Annotated in this window: 16 protein-coding genes and 1 pseudogene; 4 read left to right on the top strand and 13 right to left on the bottom strand. The window is 64.5% G+C overall.

The window, feature by feature from the left end; translation table 11 throughout:
* Window positions 1–127 precede the first annotated feature (127 nt).
* Window positions 128–1,300, bottom strand: coding sequence for an ABC transporter substrate-binding protein (locus tag IVA74_RS01520; RefSeq protein ID WP_247339217.1), 1,173 nt, complete (start codon window positions 1,298–1,300; stop codon window positions 128–130).
* Window positions 1,301–1,607: 307 nt separating this feature from the next.
* Between IVA74_RS01520 and IVA74_RS01515 the strand changes: the two genes are divergently transcribed.
* Entirely contained in the window at window positions 1,608–2,870 is a 1,263-nt protein-coding gene (locus IVA74_RS01515; RefSeq protein ID WP_247339216.1) for an NAD(P)/FAD-dependent oxidoreductase, read from the top strand.
* Window positions 2,871–2,998: 128 nt separating this feature from the next.
* On the opposite strand, the gene IVA74_RS01510 is transcribed toward IVA74_RS01515, so the two are convergent.
* Window positions 2,999–4,210 (bottom strand): ABC transporter substrate-binding protein, encoded by a 1,212-nt coding sequence (locus tag IVA74_RS01510; protein WP_247339215.1) that lies wholly within the window; start codon window positions 4,208–4,210, stop codon window positions 2,999–3,001.
* 44 nt (window positions 4,211–4,254) lie between these two features.
* Complete coding sequence (locus tag IVA74_RS01505) at window positions 4,255–5,463, bottom strand: cytochrome P450 (RefSeq protein WP_247339214.1); 1,209 nt, start codon at window positions 5,461–5,463, stop codon at window positions 4,255–4,257.
* A gap of 83 nt (window positions 5,464–5,546) precedes the next feature.
* On the opposite strand from IVA74_RS01505, the gene IVA74_RS01500 reads away from it, so the two are divergent.
* The gene (locus tag IVA74_RS01500) at window positions 5,547–6,053 is read left to right on the top strand and encodes a MarR family winged helix-turn-helix transcriptional regulator (RefSeq protein WP_247339213.1); all 507 of its coding nucleotides are present in this window, start codon (window positions 5,547–5,549) and stop codon (window positions 6,051–6,053) included.
* A gap of 370 nt (window positions 6,054–6,423) precedes the next feature.
* On the opposite strand, the pseudogene IVA74_RS01495 reads toward IVA74_RS01500, so the two are convergent.
* Window positions 6,424–8,273 (bottom strand): annotated as a pseudogene (locus tag IVA74_RS01495) (feruloyl-CoA synthase).
* Window positions 8,274–8,425: 152 nt separating this feature from the next.
* Here IVA74_RS01495 and IVA74_RS01490 point away from each other — a divergent pair.
* Together IVA74_RS01490 and atzF are read left to right on the top strand one after the other, a co-directional pair.
* The gene (locus tag IVA74_RS01490; protein WP_247339212.1) at window positions 8,426–8,920 is read left to right on the top strand and encodes a MarR family winged helix-turn-helix transcriptional regulator; all 495 of its coding nucleotides are present in this window, start codon (window positions 8,426–8,428) and stop codon (window positions 8,918–8,920) included.
* A gap of 204 nt (window positions 8,921–9,124) precedes the next feature.
* Complete coding sequence (gene atzF / locus IVA74_RS01485; protein ID WP_247339210.1) at window positions 9,125–10,930, top strand: allophanate hydrolase; 1,806 nt, start codon at window positions 9,125–9,127, stop codon at window positions 10,928–10,930.
* Window positions 10,931–11,052: 122 nt separating this feature from the next.
* On the opposite strand, the gene IVA74_RS01480 is transcribed toward atzF, so the two are convergent.
* From IVA74_RS01480 to IVA74_RS01440, 9 genes are all read right to left on the bottom strand, one after another.
* Window positions 11,053–11,775, bottom strand: coding sequence for a GntR family transcriptional regulator (locus IVA74_RS01480; RefSeq protein WP_247339206.1), 723 nt, complete (start codon window positions 11,773–11,775; stop codon window positions 11,053–11,055).
* A 4-nt stretch (window positions 11,776–11,779) separates the two neighbouring features.
* Window positions 11,780–12,172, bottom strand: a complete 393-nt coding sequence (hpxZ, locus tag IVA74_RS01475; RefSeq protein ID WP_247339201.1) for an oxalurate catabolism protein HpxZ — start codon at window positions 12,170–12,172, stop codon at window positions 11,780–11,782.
* Window position 12,173: 1 nt separating this feature from the next.
* Complete coding sequence (locus IVA74_RS01470) at window positions 12,174–13,568, bottom strand: AtzE family amidohydrolase (protein ID WP_247339200.1); 1,395 nt, start codon at window positions 13,566–13,568, stop codon at window positions 12,174–12,176.
* Window positions 13,569–13,575: 7 nt separating this feature from the next.
* Complete coding sequence (locus IVA74_RS01465; protein WP_247339199.1) at window positions 13,576–13,755, bottom strand: DUF4089 domain-containing protein; 180 nt, start codon at window positions 13,753–13,755, stop codon at window positions 13,576–13,578.
* 15 nt (window positions 13,756–13,770) lie between these two features.
* Entirely contained in the window at window positions 13,771–15,507 is a 1,737-nt protein-coding gene (locus IVA74_RS01460) for an ABC transporter ATP-binding protein (RefSeq protein WP_247339193.1), read from the bottom strand.
* 103 nt (window positions 15,508–15,610) lie between these two features.
* Complete coding sequence (locus tag IVA74_RS01455) at window positions 15,611–16,510, bottom strand: ABC transporter permease (protein ID WP_247339192.1); 900 nt, start codon at window positions 16,508–16,510, stop codon at window positions 15,611–15,613.
* Window positions 16,511–16,575: 65 nt separating this feature from the next.
* The gene (locus IVA74_RS01450; RefSeq protein ID WP_247339191.1) at window positions 16,576–17,589 is read right to left on the bottom strand and encodes an ABC transporter permease; all 1,014 of its coding nucleotides are present in this window, start codon (window positions 17,587–17,589) and stop codon (window positions 16,576–16,578) included.
* Between the two features lie 6 nt (window positions 17,590–17,595).
* Complete coding sequence (locus tag IVA74_RS01445; protein WP_247339189.1) at window positions 17,596–19,218, bottom strand: ABC transporter substrate-binding protein; 1,623 nt, start codon at window positions 19,216–19,218, stop codon at window positions 17,596–17,598.
* A 218-nt stretch (window positions 19,219–19,436) separates the two neighbouring features.
* Window positions 19,437–20,396, bottom strand: coding sequence for an aminoglycoside 3'-phosphotransferase/choline kinase family protein (locus tag IVA74_RS01440; RefSeq protein ID WP_247339187.1), 960 nt, complete (start codon window positions 20,394–20,396; stop codon window positions 19,437–19,439).
* Between the last annotated feature and the right edge of the window lie 172 nt (window positions 20,397–20,568).

The following is a 20,568-nucleotide window of genomic DNA, read 5'->3' as shown; positions in this document are numbered from 1 at the left end:
CCGTAATCCATCCCAGACATCGCTCGCTCCCGCGAATCATCACTCAACTCACGGAATCAGCAATCAAATTCCTCCGCAATATGTGTGAATTCGATAGCCGCGAGCGGGGAGAGGGAAAGCAGAGACCTCACTTCATCGCGCATTTGTCGTGGAAGCGATCCTGGTCGTTCTCGACGATGGTCGCGACCGTCTTCAGCGAGAGCTGGCCGTCGCCATCCTTGACCACGTCCTGGAGATAGAAGTTCTGCACCGGGATGTGGTTCTTGCCGTACTTGAAGGGGCCGCGCAGCGACTTGAAGTTGGCCTTCTCCATCTCGGCCTTCATCGCGTCCTTCTTGCTGGTGTCGCCCTTGACCGCGACCACCGCGCTGTTGATGAGCTGGGCGGCGTCATAGGCTTGCGCGCCGTAATAGGTCGGGCGCAGGCCGGTGTACTTCTTGCGGTAGTCGGCGACAAAGCGCTTGTTCTGCTCGTTGGGCAAATCATTCACCCATTCCTGCGCGCCGGGCACGCCGAGCGCGTTCTCCTTCTGCAGCGGCAGCGACAGCTCGTCGACGGTGAAAGCCGTGTAGAGCGGCATCGTGCTCTTCAGCCCGGCCTGCGCATATTGGTTGAGGAACTGCACGCCGGCCGCACCGGGATAGAACACGAAGATCGACTCGGCGCCCGAGGCGCGCGCCTTGGAGAGCTCGGCGGAGAAGTCGAGCTGGCTCGGCCACACCGTGTATTCCTCGCCCTTGACCTCGCCCTTGAACGTGCTCTTCACGCCCGCGAGCATGTCCTTGCCGGCGGCGTAGTTCGGGCCGATCAGAAACACGCTCTTGACGCCCTTCTGGTTCATGTAAAGGCCCATGGCGGCCGGCGTCTGGTCGTTCTGCCAGGAGGTCGAGAACACGTAGGGCGAACAAAGATCGCCCGCGAGCTGCGACGGGCCGGCATTGGCCGAGATCAGGAAGGTCTGCGAATCCACCGCGGTCTTGAGTGAGGCCAGCAGCACGTTCGACCAGATGTAGCCGACGATGAAATCGACCTTGTCGGACTGCACCAGCTTCTCGGTCTTCTGCTTGCCGACATCGGGCTTCTGCCCGTCGTCCTCGTAGATCACCTCGACCGGCTTGCCGTCCATCTTGCGGCCAATGTGATCCAGCGCGAGCTCGAAGGAGTTGCGCATGTCGTTGCCGATCACGGCGGTGGGGCCGCTGAAGGTCGAAACGAAGCCGATTTTGATGGTGTCGCCGGCGGATGCCGGGTTTGCCAGCACCAGCGCCGCTGCGCCCGCCAGCCAGAATGCCGTCCTCATAGCCTCTCCCCTCCTTATTATTGAAGCCCGCAAACGGGTGATCGCCGCCCCGGGTCAATCTCTATTGAACGCAAAATCTGTCGAGCCGCCAATGGCTCAGCGCCTGCCCTGCACCATAATTCGCCCTAATCGTGAATGGCAAGAAATATAGTTCTACTCACTTCGGCGAGGACTGCGGCGCTTTTTCGCGGGATATCGGTACACTCGATACACTTGGCCTATCCGGCGATTGATGACCGCAATTGGACCGCGACGCCCAATTCGCACTTAAATGAAAGAACAGAGCAGCGAGATTCGAGGGCGCATCATGACCACGACACCGCATCGCGTCGTCATCGTCGGAGCCGGCTTCGGCGGACTGGAGACGACCCACCGGCTGGCCGGCAGCCCGGTCGAGATCGCGCTGATCGACCGCCGCAACCATCACCTGTTTCAGCCGCTGCTCTATCAGGTCGCGACCGCCTCGCTCGCCACCAGCGAGATCGCCTGGCCGGTCCGGCACCTGATGCGCGACCGGCGCGATGTGACGACGCTGTTTGCGACCGTCAGCGGTGTCGATGCCGACAGGCGCTGCGTGCTGATCGACGACGGCAGCGAGGTGCCTTACGACACGCTGGTGCTCGCCACAGGCGCGCGGCATGCCTATTTCGGCCACGACGAATGGGAGCAGTTCGCGCCGGGTCTCAAAACACTGGAGGACGGCACCACGCTGCGCCGTCACATCCTGGTGGCGTTCGAGCGCGCCGAGCGCGAGACCGATCCGGAAAAGCGCGCGGCGCGGCTGACTTTCGTCATCGTCGGCGCCGGCCCCACCGGGGTCGAGCTTGCCGGCACCATTGCCGAAATGGCGCACCACACCTTGCCCGGCGATTTCCGCAACATCGACACGACGAAAGCGCGCGTGGTGCTGATCGAGGCGGGGCCGCGCGTGCTGGCAGGTTTTGCCGACGACCTCTCGGCCTATGCGCAGGCCTCACTGGAAAAGATCGGCGTCGAGGTCGTACTTGGCAAGGCCGTCACCGAGATCGACCGCGACGGCGTGGTTTTCGGCGGCACGCGGCTCGATGCCAAAACCAAGATCTGGGCCGCCGGCGTCCGCGCCTCGCCCGCGGCTGAGTGGCTGGGCGCGCCGGCCGATCGTGCCGGACGCGTGCAAGTGGAGGCCGATCTCACCATCCCCGGTCATCCCGAAATCTTTGCGATCGGCGACACCGTTGTGATCAACGCCTGGGACGGCAAGCCTGTGCCCGGTATCGCGCCGGCCGCCAAGCAGCAGGGCCGTCACGTCGCGGACAGCATCAAGGCGCGGCTGCGCGGAGAGCCGACAGGCCCGTTCCGCTACAAGCACTCCGGCAGCCTTGCGCAGATCGGCAAACGGCTCGCGGTGATCGACTTCGGCAAGGTAAAACTGCGCGGCACCGTCGCGTGGTGGATCTGGGGCATCGCCCACATCTACTTCCTGATCGGCTTGCGCCACCGCCTCAGCGTCGCGCTGAGCTGGCTCTGGATCTACGCCCGCGACCAGCGGGCCGCGCGGCTGATCACGCAGGGAAGCAGCAAGGTGGTGTAGGGACCATCCTCTCGTGTCCCGGACGCGGCGCGGCATGAAATGACGCGACGCAGAGCCGGGACCCGGACCTGTGGGGCCCGGCTCTGCAGCGCAGCGCTACGCGCCGCACTGCGTCCGGGCACGAGACCCTACTTCACCAACTCACACCCGCCCTCCGCCAGCGGCCGAAACGCCTGCTCCGCGGGAATGGTCGAGACCAGCTTGTAATAGTCGTACGGATATTTCGACTCCTCCGGCTTCTTCACCTCGAACAGATACATCGGATGCACGACGCGGCCGTCCTGGCGGATCGTGGTGTCGCCGAACAGCTTGTCCTTGCCCTTGAACTTCTTCATCTCGGGCACAGCGTCCTTGGCATTGTCGCTGCCGGTCGCGGCGACTGCGTTGAGATAAGCGAGCGTGGACGCATAGACGCCGGCCTGGTTGCCGCTCGGCATCTTGCCGTTCATGCCGGGCCGCGCGGCGAACCGCTTGGCGAAGGCGCGGGTGTCGTCGTTCATGTCCCAATAGAAGGCTTCCATGAGCTGAAGGCCCTGCGCGACCTTGATGCCCATGCCATGGACGTCGTTGATGAAGAGCAGGAAGGCGACCAGCTTTTGTCCGCCCTGCTGTATCCCGAACTCGGCGGCCTGCTTCACCGCGTTAATGGTGTCGCCGCCGGCATTGGCGAGCCCGATCACCTGCGCCTTCGAGCCCTGCGCCTGCAACAGGAAGGACGCGAAGTCGGAGGTGCCGAGCGGATGCTTGCTGGAACCCAACACCTTGCCGCCATGCGCCTCGATGTATTTTTGGGCTTCCGCTTCGATGCCCTTGCCGAGCGCGTAATCGACCGTAAGGAAATACCAGTCCTTGCCGCCGCGCGACATCATCGCGGCCGCCGTGGTATTGCCTGTGGCCCAGGCGTCGTTGACCCATTGGATGGTGTTGGACGAGCAGGCCTTGCCGGTGAGATCGGAGCTCGCGGTGGACGACGCCAGGAACGTCATGCGGCTGTCGCGCAGCAGCGTGTTGATGGAGAGACCGACGGCCGAGTTCGGCACGTCGACGATGGCGTCGACACCCTCGACGTCGAGCCATTTGCGCGCGATGGCGTTGCCGACATCGGCCTTGTTCTGGTGATCGGCATAGACGATCTCGACCTTGATGCCTTTGCCGCCGCCGTTAAAATCCTCGGCAGCCATGCGCGCGGCCTCCACCGAACCCATGCCGTTTGTGTCCTGGAAGATGCCGGAAATGTCGTTGAGCACGCCGACGCGCACGACATTGTCCGAGATCTCGGCATTTGCCGCGCCGCCGATCAAGCTCGCAGCCAGCGCAAGTGTCCACTTCAAGCTCTTCATTGTTCCCTCCCCTGTCGTATTTATTGTTTTCGATGCCAGCAGCGTCAGGCCGGCGTGATGGTCACAGGCAGACTGTCGAGCCCGCGCAGCGTGTTGTTGAAGCGGCGTTGTGGCTCGCCGGTGATCTCGATCTTTGCGATCCGGCGGGCCAGCGCGGCGAGCATTGTCTCGCCTTCGAGCCGCGCGACCAGCTGGCCGACGCACATGTGAATACCTGAGCCATAGCCAACATGGCCGGACGTGCGGCGGGTGATGTCGTAGCTGTCGGGCTTGTCCCAGCGCCGCGGATCGCGATTGGCGGCAGCCAGGAACATCAACACCTTCTCGCCCTCACCGATGGTCGCGCCTGACAGTTCGACCTCGCGCGTTGTTGTGCGGAAGAAGGTCTGCACCGGGCTTTCAAAACGAATGGCCTCCTCGAAAGCGTTGCGCGCCAGCGTGAAATCGTTGCGCAGGCGCTGCCACTGCTCAGGGAAGCGCGCGAGACAGTAGACCGCTGCACCGATGCCGTTGACGGTGGTGTCGAGACCGGCCGACAAGAGCGAGCGCACCAGCAGCGGCGCTTCGGTGGCGGTGATGGCACCCTCGTCGACATGGGCGTGGATGCAGGCGCCGATGCCGCCGGGCGTGAGATTATCGCGCTGGCACTGCTCGGTGACGTAGGCCTGGTGCGGCGCCGAGCGCGCGATCGCCTCCTTACGCAACTGGTTCGGCGGGCCGAAGGCGTTGAACACCAGGCTCGCATAGGGAATGAGATTCTCGCGTCCCTCAGGCTTCAGCCCGAGCGCGTCCGGGAAGATCGACAGCGGATAGGCCTCGGCGAGGTCCGCGATGGCATCGAAGCTGCGTTTCTCCAGCAGCGCGTCCACACGCGCTTCCGCTGCCGCGGCGAAGCGGTCGCGAAGCCCCTTCATCACCGTCGGCGACAGCACCTTTGAGAGCACGGCACGGGTGCGGGTGTGCTCGGGAGGATCGGCCTCGAGGATCAGGCTCGGCGGCCGCCACGGCGTCTCCTTCTTGAAATCGGAGAGACCGACACCGCGGCTCGAGCAGAACGTCGCGGGGTCGTTCAGCACGGCATGAACCTCGGCATAGCGCGCTACGCCGTAGAGTTTCCATTTGTCGAGATAAACGACCGGACCTGTCTCTCGCAGCAATTCATGCGTCGGATAAGGATCGGCGAAAAAATCCATGTCGAAAGGATCGACGTCGAGATGCGGGACGGCCGATACGGCAGAGCCGGGTGCACTCATTGAAGTCCTCCCTCATTTTGATCTTGTGAAAGGGCCGCGCTTACCTTTAGGTCTCCGGACACGCCGCGAGACAGAATCCCGATATGCCGCCGTCTTCGACCAGAGCCCGCCAAAAACCTGCGCCCGCGGAGACGGGGCCGACGCTCGATCTCGATCGCTACGTCCCGGCGTTCATCACCTTCATCGCCAACAAGCTCTCGAACAGCGCCACCGCGTTCTATCAGCGGCAGTTCGGCGTCAACGTCACGGAATGGCGGATCATGTCGCTGCTGGCGATCGAGCCCGGCATTCCCGCCTCGCGCATCTGCCACGTCATTGGTTTCGACAAGGGCCCGGTGAGCCGGACGCTGGCGGGCCTAGAAAAGCGGGGGCTGGTGTCGATCCGCACCGACCCCAACGACGGGCGCACCCATTCGATCTCGCTGACCGCGAAGGGCCGCGCCACCCATGACAAGGTGATCGTCGCGGCATTCGAGCGCGAGCGGCGCCTGTTGTCTTGTCTGGGCAAGGACGAGCGCGAGGTGCTGATCGACCTGTTGCGCCGCCTGCACGAGAATCTCGGCGCGGTCACCGGCGGCACCGAGACCTGACGCGCCGCGCAGCGGGCGCGGACCCCTGTCACGTCCAGGCATGCGCCGGCACTCGCCCGCGGCACCCTCTCTGCCGAGCATTGCTCCCTCCAAGATCGAACGCGGCGGTTCCTCCCGCCATCATCCTTGTCTGGAACGGTTCGCACAAGTTAGTTGCTTAGGCAACAAAAGAATCGGCAAAGATATTGCGGCAGAATCGCTGGCGTAATTGGGCTTGCCCAACTCTCGTGTCCCGGACGCGCTGCAGCGTGAAACGCTGCTGCGCAGCGCCGGGATCCATGCGACCGCGCGCACTAAGCGAGATAGGCCCCGGCTCTGCAGCGCACCACTGCGTGCTGCGCTGCGTCCGGGGCACGGGCCCAAACAACCGCTACGGACCAATCCACTCCCCCGGCGCATCGTCGTTCAACCGCGCCAGCGCTTTGGCGCGCAGCGTCAGCACGGCGCGCTGATTGATGTAGCCCTTGTCCGTAATCTCCCCGCCGTCCACCGACGGCGGCTCGGCGAGCAGCAGTGCGCGCGTGGCGTGGCCGGAGGAATTGGCCCCCTGCTGCCTCAGTTTCGCGAGACCCCGCGCGATCGCCGCTCTGACCTTGTCATGCGCGAGCACGTTGTTCGCGCCTGCCGTCTCGGGCAAACCCGCGTGAACTCGGCAGGCGGCGATGTTCGGAAACACCAGGAAGCGCACCTCGTCGCCGCCATGACCGGTGACGACGATGTCCTGCGCGAGTGGCGCCAACGCGGCGATGCCGGCGACGCGCAGCGTGCCGACACTGACCCAGGTGCCGGAATTGAGCTTGAAGTCCTCCGCAACACGGCCGTCGAAAAACAGTCCGCGCTGGGGCCGCCCGGCGTCGGCGAACTTCACGGCGTCACCGATGAGATAAAAACCCTCTTCGTCGAACGCCTGCCTGGTCAGCTCCGGCGCCTTCCAGTAACCCGGCGTGACGTTGGGGCCGCGCACGCGCACCTCCAGCTTATCGCCGGAGGTGACGAGCTTCAATTCGGTGCCGGGAATGGGCACGCCGATATTGCCCGAGCGCTCCGCGAGGAAATGGCAGTCGGTCGCCAGCGGCGACGTCTCGGTTGAGCCCCACGCCGAGACCATTGGCAGCGCGCGGCCAACGGTCTTGACGGAGAGTTCTTCGAGCGCGTCCCATAGATTTTGAGGCAGCGCGGCACCGGCGTAGAACGCGAACTTCACCTCGCCGAAGAAGCGGCGGCACAGCGCCTCGTCGCCGCGCAGCGCCGCGATCAGCATGTCGAAGCCGCGCGGCACGTTGAAATAGACCGTCGGCATCACGCTTTTCAAATTGGCGAGTGACGTCGCAAAGAGGCCCGGCGCAGGCTTGCCGCCGTCGATATAGAGCGAGCCGCCATTGCGCAGCACGAGATTGAAATTGTGGTTGGCGCCGAACGTGTGGCTCCAGGCAGCCAGTCGAGAATGACGAGATCGCTGCCAGCTTGCTCGAGAAAGGTCCAGGTCTGCGCCTTGGCCTGCTGGCTGGAAGTCAGCATGCGCTGGGTGTTGATCACGGCTTTCGGCGTACCGGTCGAGCCCGAGGTGAACAGCAATTTTGCGATCGTATCGGGCGTCACCGCGGCAAAGGCCGTTGCGACCTCGGGGCTCTCGGGCGTTGCCGCGATGGTGCCGAAGGCCAGCGCATCGATATCGTCTGCATTGCCGCTGATGATCTGCGCACGATGCAGCGGCTTGATCGCGGCCATCGCCGCCGCAAACGGCTTCACTGCTGAGACATAGATCGCGGCGGGCTCAAGCAGTGTGATCATGCTCTTGAGCTTGTCAAAGTCCTTTGACATCAGCGAATAGGCTGGCGAGATCGCCGCCGAGGGCACGCCGACATGCTGGGCCGCGAGTGCCAGCAGCGCATGATCGATGCTATTGTCGGAGAGGATCGCTAGCGGATGCTCTGGGCTGAGACCCCGCGCCAAAATCCAGGACGCCGCAGCACGCACCTGGCGCAGCGCCTGCGCATAGGTAACGGTGGTCCATGGCGCTTCGGCACTGCTGCGCTCTGCGAGGAAAATCGCATCAGGCCTCTGCCGCGCCCATTGCTCCAGCCAGTCGCCGATGCAGCGCGCGCCATTGCGCAAGGGGTCGGGCGAGCGCAGCACGATGCTGCCGTCGGCGCGATGCTCGGCAACGGTTCTGGGCGTCGCGAACAGGCTCGAAGCATCACCGCGTGGGGCGGCTGTCATGGTTTCCTCCTCTCCCAGAAGCCGGGATCGGCCGCAGCCTCGTCGCGGGCCGCGTTGACCATAATGTTGGGCGTGGCAATTGTTGTCGTCAACAACAATCTTCCGCTGGCACGGCGAAGGCGCTACAACAATGGCCCGGCAGGAGACCCGACGTGACAACCACCGCAGCCCAGACTTTCCCACGCAAGCGTGGGGCCAACGGCGCAACGCCGCGGAACGACGCGGACGAAATCGGCCTCGATGCACTGGTCGGCCACGCCGGTTATGCGGTGCGGCGCTTCCAGATCTGGATTTTCCAGGACTTCGTCAAAACGCTCGGCAATGTCGACATCCGGCCGACGCAATATTCGGTGCTGACGGTGATCGGCGCCAATCCCGGCCTTTCGCAGATGGCGGTGGCCAAGCACCTCGGCATCGAGCGCGCGCGGCTTGTGCATCTGCTCGACAGCCTCGAACAGCGCAGGCTCGTGAAGCGGGTCAGATCGAAGACCGACCGGCGCTCCCATGCCCTGCACCTCACCGCGCAAGGCGAGACGGCGCTGGCGAAATTCAAGCGCCTCGCCGCGGAGCACGAGCGGCATGTCGAGGACAGGATCGGCAAGGAGAACCGGGAACAGCTGCTGCGGATCCTCGCTGACTTCACCTGACCCAGACTGCCCACTATTTATGCAAATGCCCCGGCAGGGCGCTGGCACGACGGCCACCCGACCCTCGAAATATCCTCCAAGCCACTGATCCCCCGATAATATCCGGAGCACTCGTCCTGCCCGGATTGTGTACACAATGGCACATCGCTTGCTTCGATCCGGGTGAAGACAGATAGCCGGAGTTTTGTCGCCATGAGGGCTGGAATGGGGGCTGAGCAGCCTGAAACGATCGCCGCGATTGTGGCTGCGCATCGCGCGGGCACGCTCACGCCGGCGCAGACGGTCGCGCGCACCTATCAGCGCATCCGCGATCACAACGATCCGGCCGTTTTCATCAGCCTGCGCGACGAAAAGGACGCGATCACGGAGGCCGGGAAGCTCGCCACGAAGGATGCCGCCAGCCTGCAGCTCTATGGCGTGCCGGTCGTGGTGAAGGACAATATCGACGCGCTGGGATTTCCGACCACCGCGGCCTGCCCGGCCTTCTCGTATACGCCGACGCATGATTCGACCGCGGTGCAACGGCTGCGCGCCGCCGGCGCCATCATCATCGGCAAGACCAATCTCGACCAGTTCGCGACCGGCCTCGTCGGCGTACGCTCCCCTCATGGCATTCCTCGCAATTCGATCCGCGATGATCTCATTCCCGGCGGATCGAGCTCGGGCTCGGCCACCGCCGTCGGCGCCGGGCTGGTGCCGCTGTCGCTGGGAACTGACACCGCCGGCAGCGGGCGCGTGCCGGCGATGCTCAACAACATCGTCGGGCTGAAGCCGAGCCTCGGCATGATCTCGACCGCGGGCCTGGTGCCGGCCTGCCGGACGCTCGACTGCATCTCGGTGTTCGCTCTGACCGTGGACGACGCCGCGTTGGCGCTCTCCGTGATGACTGGCCCCGACCAGGCCGATCCGTTCTCGCGCGACCGGCCGCTGGGCGCGATCACCCCGCTCCCGGCAATCCTGCGTCTCGGCGTGCCGCGCAGCGGACAGCTGATCTTCTTCGGCGACAAGAAGGCGGAAGCTGCTTACGCCGATGCATTGAAGCGCTGGACCGCGCTTGGCGCAGCGCTCGTCGAGTTCGACCTCGAGCCGTTCTACGAGACGGCGCGGCTGCTCTACGAGGGACCGTGGGTCGCCGAGCGCTATCTCGTGATCCGCGACCTGCTGGCGTCCGCGCCGGATGCGATCCATCCGGTGACGCGCGAGATCACCGTGGCCGGCGCGCGGCTGACGGCGGCGGAAACCTTCTCCGCGCTCTACCGCTTGCAGGGCCTGCGCAAGATCGCCGAGCGCACCTTCACGAACATCGACGCGCTGGTGCTGCCGACGGCACCGACGGCCTATACGACCGCTCAGGTGCTGGCCAATCCGGTCGAGCTCAACAGCCGGCTCGGCACCTACACCAATTTTGTGAATCTGCTCGACCTCTGCGGTCTCGCGGTGCCGGCAGCGATGCGGGACGACGGCATTCCATTCGGCATCACGCTGCTTGCGCCGGCCGGACATGACGCGCTGCTCGCGAGCATCGGCCGCGTGTTTCATGCGGCTACGGAGCTGACGCTTGGCGCAAAGGGCGTGGCGCAGTCTCCGCTCGCGCCGCTTCCCGCGACCAGCGTCGACGAAATTCCGATCGCCGTCGTTGGCGCGCATCTGTCCGGCATGGCCCTGAACGGCGAGCTGAAAGCGCTGAACGGCCAGCTGATCGAGGCGACCAGGACCGCGGCTGACTACAAGCTCTACGCATTGAAGACCACGCCGCCGAAGCCGGGCATGCGGCGCGTCGAAGCCGGCAAGGGCGCGTCGATCGAGCTGGAGATATGGTCGCTGTCGTCGTCCGCTTTCGGCAAGTTCGTCAACGCGATCCCCGCGCCGATGGCGATCGGCACAGTGCGGCTGGCCGACGGCCGCACCGTGAAGGGGTTTCTCGTCGAGCCGGAAGTGCTGGGCGACGCCCGCGACATTACGGACTATGGCGGTTGGCGAAAGTATATGGCGGAGAAGGCGACGGGATAGGTGCATCTCCTCATGGTGAGGAGGCGCGCAGGCGCCGTCTCGAACCATGAAGGCCACGCGGCTGCATCTCGGCCTTTCATCCTTCGAGACGCGGCCTTCGGCCGCTCCTCAGGATGAGGAGATCACACCGACACCGCGTAGATCTCGTACTCCCCGCGCACCAGCTCGATATGCGCGCGCATCGCGGCGGCGGCGCCCTGCTTGTCGCCGCGCATGATGGCGACGACGACGCGGTCGTGCTCGGCTTGCGATTTGGCGAGACGTCCGAGGTTGCGGAACTGGGCGCGGCGGAACGGCTGAACGCGGACGCGGGTCGCCAGCGTGATCTCGGCGATGTAGCCGTTCTGCGAGCCTGCATAGATCGCGTTGTGGAAGCGCTCGTTGTCCTCGTGGAAACGATCGGGATTGCCGGTGTAGCTCAAGACCCGCAGCTCTTCGTGGATGGCCTCCAGGCCGTGGCGCTCGACGGCAGACATGCGCTCGGCCGCAAGACCTGCACAGAGCGCCTCTAGCTCCGCCATCGCCTCGAACATGCTTGTCAGCCGTTCGAATGAAGGCTGCGCCACGACCGCGCCGCGATGAGCACGCGCTTCGACGAGGCCGCTTGCCACGAGCTGGCGCAGTGCTTCCCGCACCGGCGTGCGCGAAACGCTGAAGCGGCGCGCGATGTCGGTTTCGTCAAGCGGCGCGCCGGGGGCAAGGGCTCCGCGCACGATCTCGTCGGCGAGTTGCAGGCGCAGCTCCTCGGCGCGCGTGACCTTCTGCACCGAAGGCGACGCCCGATCGACGCGCGGCACCACCGGCCCGGCCGGCAATGTCCCCTGCGGAAGGTCGTCAAGCGTCATACGATCAGGTCTCTTTCGACTCGTCGATGATGCTGACATGGGCGGCGACGACGCGCCAACCCTCCGGGAACTTTACCCAAGTCTGCATCTGCCGGCCGACCTTACCCGGCATCGTGTCGCGATAGAACAGGGTGGAGGCGACCGCGGTGTCGCGCCCATAGCTGGTAATCACGGTTTTCGCAGTGCGGCGGTTGAGGCCGACCGGCGAGCGCCCGGCTCGAAAGCCGGAGATCGCCTCATAGCCGTAGAGGTTCTCGCCGATGCCATAGCGCAGCGTCCGGGGATCGTTGCGGAAGAGCTCGCCGAGCACGGCGACGTCGTTGGTGATCAGCGCCTGCTCGTAGCGGTCGAACGCGGCTTTGACTTCCGCGATCACGTCGGGGAGATCGATCTCCATCTCAAAATCCCTTTGGGCTGGGCGCGGCGACGACGCCCATCTTCTCCAACGCGTAGGCAACGCGCAGCGCGATGTCCTCGCGCCATGGCGCGGCGATGATCTGCACGCCGATCGGCAGCGGCTCGAGCGGCACCGGTACGGCGACCACGGGCAGGCCGATAAATGAGATCGGCTGGGTGTGGATACCGATATTGGCGCGCACCGGCAGTTCAACTCCGCCAAGGTTGAAATTGACCTGGCCGAGCTTTGGCGCGGTGCAAGGCGTCGCGGGGGCGAGCAACACGTCGACGGACTTGAAGACCTCGGCGAGTTGCGCGCGATACCAGCGACGGAATTTCTGGGCGCGGTCGACCAGCGGCGCCGGCACCATGGCGCCCGCGATCAACCGGTCGCGCACGGCTGGATCGAAATCGTTCGGCCGCTTGCGCAGGCGATCGAGATGCAGCGAAGCGCCTTCGGTGGTGCTGATGACATAGGCCGCGGCACGGGCGCGCGCGGCTTCGGGCACGTCCACCACGCGCGTTGCGCCCAGCGCCTTGGCGACGCGGCCGATAGCCTCGACGGCTTCCGGAAACAGATTCTGCTGGAAGTACCCGCCGGCGATCGCAATGCGCAGATCCGAAACCGGATTGGCGAGCAGCGGCAGCGTCGGCTCTATCCCGCGCGTCGTGCAGGCGGCATCGTCGGCATCCGGGCCCTGCATCGCGTCGTAGGCGAGCGCGAGATCGGTGGCCGAGCGCGCGAACGGGCCGAGATGATCGAGGCTCGCGACGAACGGAAACGAGCGCGCGCGCGAGAGCCGGCCATAGGTCGGCTTCAGGCCAAAGATGCCGCAGAAGGAGGACGGCACGCGGATCGAACCGTTGGTATCAGAGCCGAGCGCGATCGGCACCAGCGCGCCGCCGACGGCGCTGCCCGAGCCGCCGGAGGAGCCGCCGCTCATTCGCGTGGTGTCATGCGGATTGCGCGAGGGACCGTGATGGACATTCTCGCCGGTGAAGTCATAGGCGTATTCGCCCATGTTGAGCGCACCGACCAGGACGGCACCAGCCGCCTCCATGCGCTCGATCAGCGTGGCATCGCGCATGGCGGGCACGCGGTCTCGGTTGATCTTCGAGCCGGCGCGCGTGGCGAGGCCTGCGACGTCGAACAGGTTCTTCACCGCAAACGGCACGCCGGCGAGGGGGCCGACGGTCTTGCCGGCGGCGATATCGGCATCGATCGCGCGCGCTTTGGCGCGGGCGCGATCGGCGGTGATGTCGGTGAACGCATTGAGGATGGCGTCGTGCTGCTTGATGCGCGCAAGCGCTGCTTCGGTCGCATCGAGCGCCGACATTTTGCGGCCCGCAACCGCGCTCGCGATATCGGAGGCCGTCATCTCTCGCTTCGTCGTCATGGCGGCGTCAGACCGTGAACACGGGCGCCGGCTCGGTCTCGTCCGGCAGCGCGAATTCGTCGACGAGGCGGCCGAGCCGCAACGAGACTTCGAGGTTGGCGCGAATGGCCGGTCGCCAAGCGTCCTCGACCGGCAATGCCAGCGCCTGCGATACGGCGTCGATGTAATCGTCCAGCGGTTCGGCCATCACGCTCCCAAACAATCAGTGCACCGGCAACGGCGGATGCGGGATCGCCGTCAGCAGCTCCTTGGTGTAATCGTCCTGCGGATCGCTCAAAACTCTGTCGGAAGAGCCTTCCTCGACGATCCGACCCGACCGCATGACAATGACACGATCGCACAACAAGCGCACCACATTCAAATCATGCGAGACGAACAAATAGCTCATACCTAGCCGCACCTTCAGGTCCTGAAGCAGATTGAGGACCACGGCTTGCACCGAGACGTCGAGCGCCGCGGTCGGCTCGTCCAGGATCACGAGTTTTGGGTGCAGGGCGATGGCGCGGGCAATGCCGACACGAGCCTTCTGGCCGCCCGACAATTGGTGCGGGAAGCGATCCAGCAGATTGTGCGGCAGGCCCACCATGGTGGCCAGTTCCTCGCAGCGGGTGCGCAGCGCATCGCGCCCCTTGATGTCGCCGAGCTGCATGATGGGGTCGATAATGGCGCGTGCGGCGGTAAAGCGCGGGTTGAGGCTGTCGGTCGGATCCTGGAACACCATCTGGATACGGCTGCGTTGCGGCAGCCGGGCAAATCCCGCCGGCGCAATGCCGCCGATGTCCTCGCCGTCGAACTGGATCAGGCCCGAGGTCTGGTCCAAGAGCCGCATCACCATCATCGACGTGGTCGATTTGCCGCAGCCGGACTCGCCGACCAGGCCGACGCTCTCGCCATGACCGATGGAAAAGCTGATGCCGTCGACGGCGCGGAACACATCGGGCTCGACCGGCGGCTTGCGGCCGAACAATTTGCCGAGCGTGGCAGTGGCGCCCTGGCGGGGATATTCCTTGACCAGCTTGTCGATGAGCAGGAGGGGCTGGTCGCTCTTCCTGGCCTCGTCTTGCCACGCCTGGTGGATGGCCGGGTCAGGCGCGGCCAGAACAGCTGAGCCCTCCTCCTCCGGCAACAGATCCCGCAAGCTCACGCCGAGCCGAGGCGTCGCGCGCATCAGCTTCTTCGTGTAGGGGTGCTGCGGGTTGGCGAAGATGTCGGCGGCCTTTGCGGTCTCGACCACCCGGCCCTTCTCCATCACCACGACGCGGTCGCAATAGGCGGCGGCCAAGCCGAGATCGTGGGTGATCAGGATGGTGGACATCGCCTTGCGCTTGGTCAGCTCGACGATCAGGTCCATCACCGCCTTCTGCGTGGTGACGTCCAATCCAGTCGTCGGTTCGTCCGCGATCAAAAGCTGTGGATTGCAGGCGAGCGCGAGCGCGATGACGACGCGCTGGCACATCCCGCCGGACAGCTCGAATGGATAGGCGTGATAGCGCTCGCGCGGGCGGGCGATCTTGACCTGCTCCAGCGCCTCGATCGCCTTTTCTCCGCGGTCCGAGACCATGGCCTGCTGCACATGGGTGCGCAGCACGTCCTCGATCTGATCGCCCACTTTCCGGATCGGATTGAGCGCGGCGCGCGGGTTCTGGAAGATCATCGAGACTTCGCGGCCGCGCAGGTCGCGCATCTGGTCTTCGGTCGCGGCCTTGACGTCGATCCCGGAGAACATCACCGAGCCCTCGGCGATCCGCCCCGCACGGTCGAGGATGCGCATCACCGCATACGACGTCACCGATTTGCCGGAGCCGGACTCGCCGACGATGGCGAGCGTCTCCCCCTTGGCGATGGAGATGTTGACGTGCTGCACCGCCTTGACGATGCCGCGGCGGGTGTTGAATTCGACCGTGAGGTCCTGGACGTCGAGCAGGGGCTGGGCGGTCATGGGTGCCTCCCAAACAAAACCGTCGAAAACAACCCCATGCACAGTAGAACGGGATTGATTTCATTGGAGAATTTTGAGCGGAAATTTGCGCGTAACCCAGCCATCACGTCCTCCGCTGCGGGTCGACGATGTCGCGCAGGCCGTCGCCGAGGAGGTTGAAACAAAACACGGCGATCATCAGCGCGAGGCCCGGGAACAGCGCGATCCACCATTCGCCGGAGACCATGAAGCCCGCGCCTTCCGCGACCATGATGCCCCATTCCGCCGTCGGCGGACGGACGCCGAGGCCAATGAAGGACAGGCCGGCGGCATTGAGGATGGCGTAGCCCATGGTCAGCGACATCTGCACGATCATGATCGGCATGATGTTGGGCAGAATATGCACGAGAAGAATGCGGAATTCGCCGTTGCCGGAGAGACGCGCGGCCTGCACGAAGCCGGCATTGCGGCGCACATTGGCTTCGGCGCGCGCGACGCGGGCATAGAGCGGGAAGTTCACGATCGCGGTCGCCAAAATGATGTTCTGCACGGTGTTGCCGAGCGCTGCGACGATGCCCATGGCGAGCACGAACAGCGGAAAGGCCATGATGGTGTCGGCGATGCGGCCGACGATACGGTCGGTCCAGCCGCCGAAATAGCCGGCGGCGATGCCGGCGAGCCCGCCCATCAAAAACACCAGCACGACGGAGGCCACCGCGATGAACGCATCGAGCCGCGTCGCCACGACGACCCGGCTGAAGATGTCGCGGCCGAGCTGGTCGGTGCCGAACCAGTGCGCAGCCGAGGGCGGCTTCAACGACGCGACGGTGTCGGACGCCAGCGGATCATACGGCACCACATAGGGACCGAAGATCGCAGCAATGAGGATCACGATCAGCAGCGCGAAGGCGAAGCCCGTGACCTTGTTCTCGCCAAGCACGTAGCGGGTCTGGTCGAGCAGCGCGACGAGCCCTGACGTCCGCGCGGGACCAACGGGTTCGACAGCAGGCGCAACGGAGCTCATTGTGTCTCTTTTGTTTTGCGCATGATCTTGTCGGAAAACCGGCCTCCACTTTTCCGGATCATGCGCTATCCCTCCAGCCGCACGCGTGGATCGATCACGCCATAGAGAATATCGATCACCAGATTGAGCAGCACGTACATCACCGCCATGGTGAGCACGAAACCCTGCACCGGCGCGAAGTCCGACGAGATCAGCGCCTCGACCGCGTAAGAGCCGATGCCGGGCCATGCGAACACTTTTTCGACCAGCACGTTGGCGCCGAGCAGGAACGAGAACACCATGCTGAGCGTGGTGATGACGGGAAGCATCGCGTTACGAAACGCGTAGGTGACGATGACGGTCGCCGGCGACAGGCCGCTGGCGCGCGCGGTGCGCACGAACTCCGACGACAGCACCGCCAGCATCGAGGCGCGCGTCATGCGCGCGATCGGCGCCAGCGAGAAGATCGCAAGCGTCGTCGCCGGCAGGATGAGCTGGCTGCACGCCGAACGGAACGCCTCGAAATCGCGCGCGATCAGGGTGTCGATCAGGTAGAAGCCGGTTACCGTCGGCGGTGCGCTATAGAACACATCGAGCCGGCCGAGCGGCGCGGGCGACCAGCCGAGCCGGAAATAGAAGACATAGACCAGCACGAGGCCGGTGAAGAACACCGGCAGCGAGACGCCGGCCGTCGTCGTGACGCGACAGAGATGATCGACCCATGAGCCCGGCCGCGTCGCCGCCAGCACGCCGAGCGGGATGGCGATCACGATCGAGACGACGAGGCCGAGCAGCGTCAACTCGGCGGAGGCCGGCAGGCGGTTGCGGATCTCGGCCGCGACCGGCTGGCCCGTCGTGAGCGAATTGCCGAAATCGCCATGGGCGAGGTCGTTGGTGTAGCGGAAGAACTGCTCGATCAACGGCTTGTCGAGGCCGAGCTTTTTGCGGATCTGCTCGACGGCTTCCTTGGTCGCGGCGGGACCGGCGAAATACGCGGCAGGGTCACCGGGCAGCGCGCGCGTCAGCAGGAAGGTGACGATGACGACCCCGATCAGCGACGGGATCGCGAACATCAGGCGCTTGCCGATCATGATCAGCATGGCGCCTCACCCCTTCGCCATCGCGCGGTAATCCAGACGGCGGTGAAACCAGTATTGGTAGCCGCTGATGTTCTTCTGCATCGCGACGTTGACGAAGGGCTGGTACAGCGGGATGCGCGGGATGTCGCTGTAGGCGAGGTCGACAAAGCCCTTCACGTCGGTGTCGTAGGTCGCCATGTCGCCGATAGCTGCCGCATTGCGTGCGCCGTCGATGAGCTTGTCCATCTCCGCCGACTTGTAGCTCATGGTGTTGAAGACGGAATTGTTGCCGTGATAGCACCAGTAGAAGAAGTATTCGGGGTAATCGAGCCAGCCCGAGAACACGTTGGTGAAGAGCGGCATCTCCTTCTTGTTCAGTTCGGTGCGCCAGTTGGCGCCGGGCACCTTGTTGATGGTGGTCTTGATGCCGATCTGGGCCAGGCTCTCCTGCACCAGCACGCAGAGCGGCTCGTTGACGCCGGCGAAGTTCAAATCGAACGAGATCGTGGTCTCGAAGCCGTTGGCGTAGCCCGCCTCGGCCATCAGCGCCTTCGCCTTGTCCATGTCGGTGTTGTATTTGTGCGGCTGCGGCCAGGCGACTTCGGTCGGCTTGTCCTTCGGCGCGCCGAACATCGGGTTCGCGAGCCCGAACATCACCGCGTCCATGATCTTCTGATAGGGAATCGCGTAGGCGACCGCCTGACGTACCTTGGGATTGTCGAACGGCGGCTTGGTGACGTTCATGCCGATATACTGGATGCCGTTGGAGAACGGCAGCGACACCACGTTGAGCTTGCCGCTCGCCTTCATCTCCTGAAAGTCCTTGAACGGCAGCTCGTAGGAGATGTCGGCGTCGCCGCGCTCGAGCAACGCCCGGCGGTTGCCGGCCTGCGGCACCATGCGCCAGATCACGCGCTTGATCTTCGGCAAGGGGCCGCCGATCCAATCCTCGTTGCGCTCCATGACGACTTCGGTGCCGGCAGTCCACTTCGTCACCTTGTAGGCGCCCGAGCCCGCGGTCTGCTGCTTTGTGTACTCAAGACCCCAGGAATCTTTTTCGCTGGCGTTCTTCTTCACCAGTTCGGAATTGATGATGCACGGCACGATGACGGCGAGATCGGGGATCGTGAGACGATCCTTCTTCAGGAAGTCGACGCGTACCGTGTAGTCGTCGATCACGACGAACTGCTCAGGCTTGGTCAGCGAGCCCGCGCTCATCTGGAAGGTGGGGAAGCCGCCGACGCTGACGGCGCGGTCAAGCGACCATTTGACGTCCTTGGCGGTCACAGGCGCGCCATCGTGGAATTTGGCGTTCTTCTTCAGCGTGAAGGTGACCGACATGTCGTCGATCTTGAAATCTTCGGCGAGCTCACCCCTAAACTTGTCGCGGTCGTAATAGGGCACGCCGCTGGGGCCGGTCTTCATCTCGTGGCTGATCAGGCGGTCGTAGCAATTCCAGGACACTTCATAGCCGGGCACGTTGGTGCCGACGCCGTGGATGTCGAGATTGTTGGGGCCACCTTCCGAGACGATCAGCAGCGTCTCCGACCGCGCATCGGCCTGGGCGGACGAGATCACCGACGGCATGGCCGGAAGCGCCGCACCAGCGGCCAATCCGGAAACGGACTTGAGGAAATCGCGGCGCTTCATGAAACGGCTCCAACTCAAAAGTTTTTGGTTGGAACTGGATTCGCAAGGTTCGTGCCAAGGCTTAACGAGACGCTAGTCAATCAATAAGATGTTGTTAGTACGTGATAATATCGCTTTTCGGCCCGGCAGCCGCTGATCAAGATGCCAAGGCATTGCATACAAAGAGGCGTATTTGCACATAAAATAGACTGCCGTACTCCGCGCTCAACTCGTGGGCGTCATCCCGGCCAGATCAGATCCTGCAACTCGACAAGATCGTTCGCCTTATCCTGCCAGCCCTCGATGCAGATGTGGCTGTTGAGGTCGCTGGCACGGTGCAGCAGCATCAGGGCCATCAGCCGTCGCTTCAGCGCGTAGTCCGGCTTCGCATAACCAAAGCCTTCGAGCAGGTTGCGCACCCTCCCCGGCCGGCCCGCTGCCATGAACGCGCTGGGCCCGAGCAGATCGTAATCGCGCCATCCCGCCAGCACGTCGCCGAAGTCGAACAGGCCGGCGAGCGACCATTGATCGTCGCAGCAGGCGAGCAAGAAGTTCTCCGGAATGTATTCGCCGATCAGGATCACCGGCGGCGGGTCCATCGGAATGAGTTTTGGCGCGTCGCGCAGGAGATCGTCGAGGCCGGCGAGGAATTTCGGCGCAAGGCCCAGACGCGTGTGTCGCGCCTTGCAGCCCAGCATCTGGGCGCGCATGAAGTCGTCCCAGCGCGGCTGGATTTCCGCGAGCGGGCCGAGCGGCGCGCGCTGCACGGACGCAATGGTCTCGCCGATCTGACGCAGCACGCGCTCCTTCTGCGCTTCGGCTAATTGCGGCCAGACCTCCGAGCCGAGCGTGCCGGCAAGGCGCGTGATGATCAGATAAGGCCAGCCGTCGCGCTCGCCTTCCGCGACGATCTCGGGAATCGGCAAGTGAAGGCGGCCGGCAAGCTGCGTCAGAGAGCCGCGCTCGGAGACGAATTGCGCGCGAAGCAGCGGCCGGAAGATTTTCAGGATCAGCTTCTCGCCGAGCCCGACCACGAGATTGGTGCCGGTCGCAAACACATGCGGCGCGCTGACATCGACACCGTGACTGTGCGCGATGTCGAGCGCGATCGGCAGCCATTGCGAGGGAGTGGCGCGCCAGGCGCGAAAGCTTTCTGCGTCGGCGAAGTGAGGTAGTTCTTGCGACGTAGCATTGCTCATCTGTCCACACTCGCGCACTCTTGGGGGTTCTCGATCGCGGAAACACCCTCTCCCCAACCCTCTCCCGCAAGCGCTATCGGATTCACACATCGGCCATTCGCAGTGAGGCGCCAAATTTGATGCGCTGGAGGGCTTCGAGCCCCAAGCGCATGGTTTTTGGTCCCGGCTTGCC

Origin of the sequence: Bradyrhizobium sp. 132 (genome assembly GCF_023074185.1) — a bacterium.
Taxonomy (GTDB): Bacteria; Pseudomonadota; Alphaproteobacteria; order Rhizobiales; family Xanthobacteraceae; genus Bradyrhizobium.
This window is presented reverse-complemented; position numbering and strand designations above follow the sequence as displayed.

Excerpts from the sequence above, each read along its gene's own strand:
- IVA74_RS01520 (WP_247339217.1), bottom strand. The coding sequence starts at position 1,300 with ATGAGGACGGCATTCTGGCTGGCGGGCGCAGCGGCGCTGGTGCTGGCA.
- IVA74_RS01515 (WP_247339216.1), top strand. The coding sequence starts at position 1,608 with ATGACCACGACACCGCATCGCGTCGTCATCGTCGGAGCCGGCTTCGGC.
- IVA74_RS01510 (WP_247339215.1), bottom strand. The coding sequence starts at position 4,210 with ATGAAGAGCTTGAAGTGGACACTTGCGCTGGCTGCGAGCTTGATCGGC.
- IVA74_RS01505 (WP_247339214.1), bottom strand. The coding sequence starts at position 5,463 with ATGAGTGCACCCGGCTCTGCCGTATCGGCCGTCCCGCATCTCGACGTC.
- IVA74_RS01500 (WP_247339213.1), top strand. The coding sequence starts at position 5,547 with ATGCCGCCGTCTTCGACCAGAGCCCGCCAAAAACCTGCGCCCGCGGAG.
- atzF (WP_247339210.1), top strand. The coding sequence starts at position 9,125 with ATGGGGGCTGAGCAGCCTGAAACGATCGCCGCGATTGTGGCTGCGCAT.
- IVA74_RS01480 (WP_247339206.1), bottom strand. The coding sequence starts at position 11,775 with ATGACGCTTGACGACCTTCCGCAGGGGACATTGCCGGCCGGGCCGGTG.
- hpxZ (WP_247339201.1), bottom strand. The coding sequence starts at position 12,172 with ATGGAGATCGATCTCCCCGACGTGATCGCGGAAGTCAAAGCCGCGTTC.
- IVA74_RS01470 (WP_247339200.1), bottom strand. The coding sequence starts at position 13,568 with ATGACGACGAAGCGAGAGATGACGGCCTCCGATATCGCGAGCGCGGTT.
- IVA74_RS01465 (WP_247339199.1), bottom strand. The coding sequence starts at position 13,755 with ATGGCCGAACCGCTGGACGATTACATCGACGCCGTATCGCAGGCGCTG.
- IVA74_RS01460 (WP_247339193.1), bottom strand. The coding sequence starts at position 15,507 with ATGACCGCCCAGCCCCTGCTCGACGTCCAGGACCTCACGGTCGAATTC.
- IVA74_RS01455 (WP_247339192.1), bottom strand. The coding sequence starts at position 16,510 with ATGAGCTCCGTTGCGCCTGCTGTCGAACCCGTTGGTCCCGCGCGGACG.
- IVA74_RS01450 (WP_247339191.1), bottom strand. The coding sequence starts at position 17,589 with ATGCTGATCATGATCGGCAAGCGCCTGATGTTCGCGATCCCGTCGCTG.
- IVA74_RS01445 (WP_247339189.1), bottom strand. The coding sequence starts at position 19,218 with ATGAAGCGCCGCGATTTCCTCAAGTCCGTTTCCGGATTGGCCGCTGGT.
- IVA74_RS01440 (WP_247339187.1), bottom strand. The coding sequence starts at position 20,396 with ATGAGCAATGCTACGTCGCAAGAACTACCTCACTTCGCCGACGCAGAA.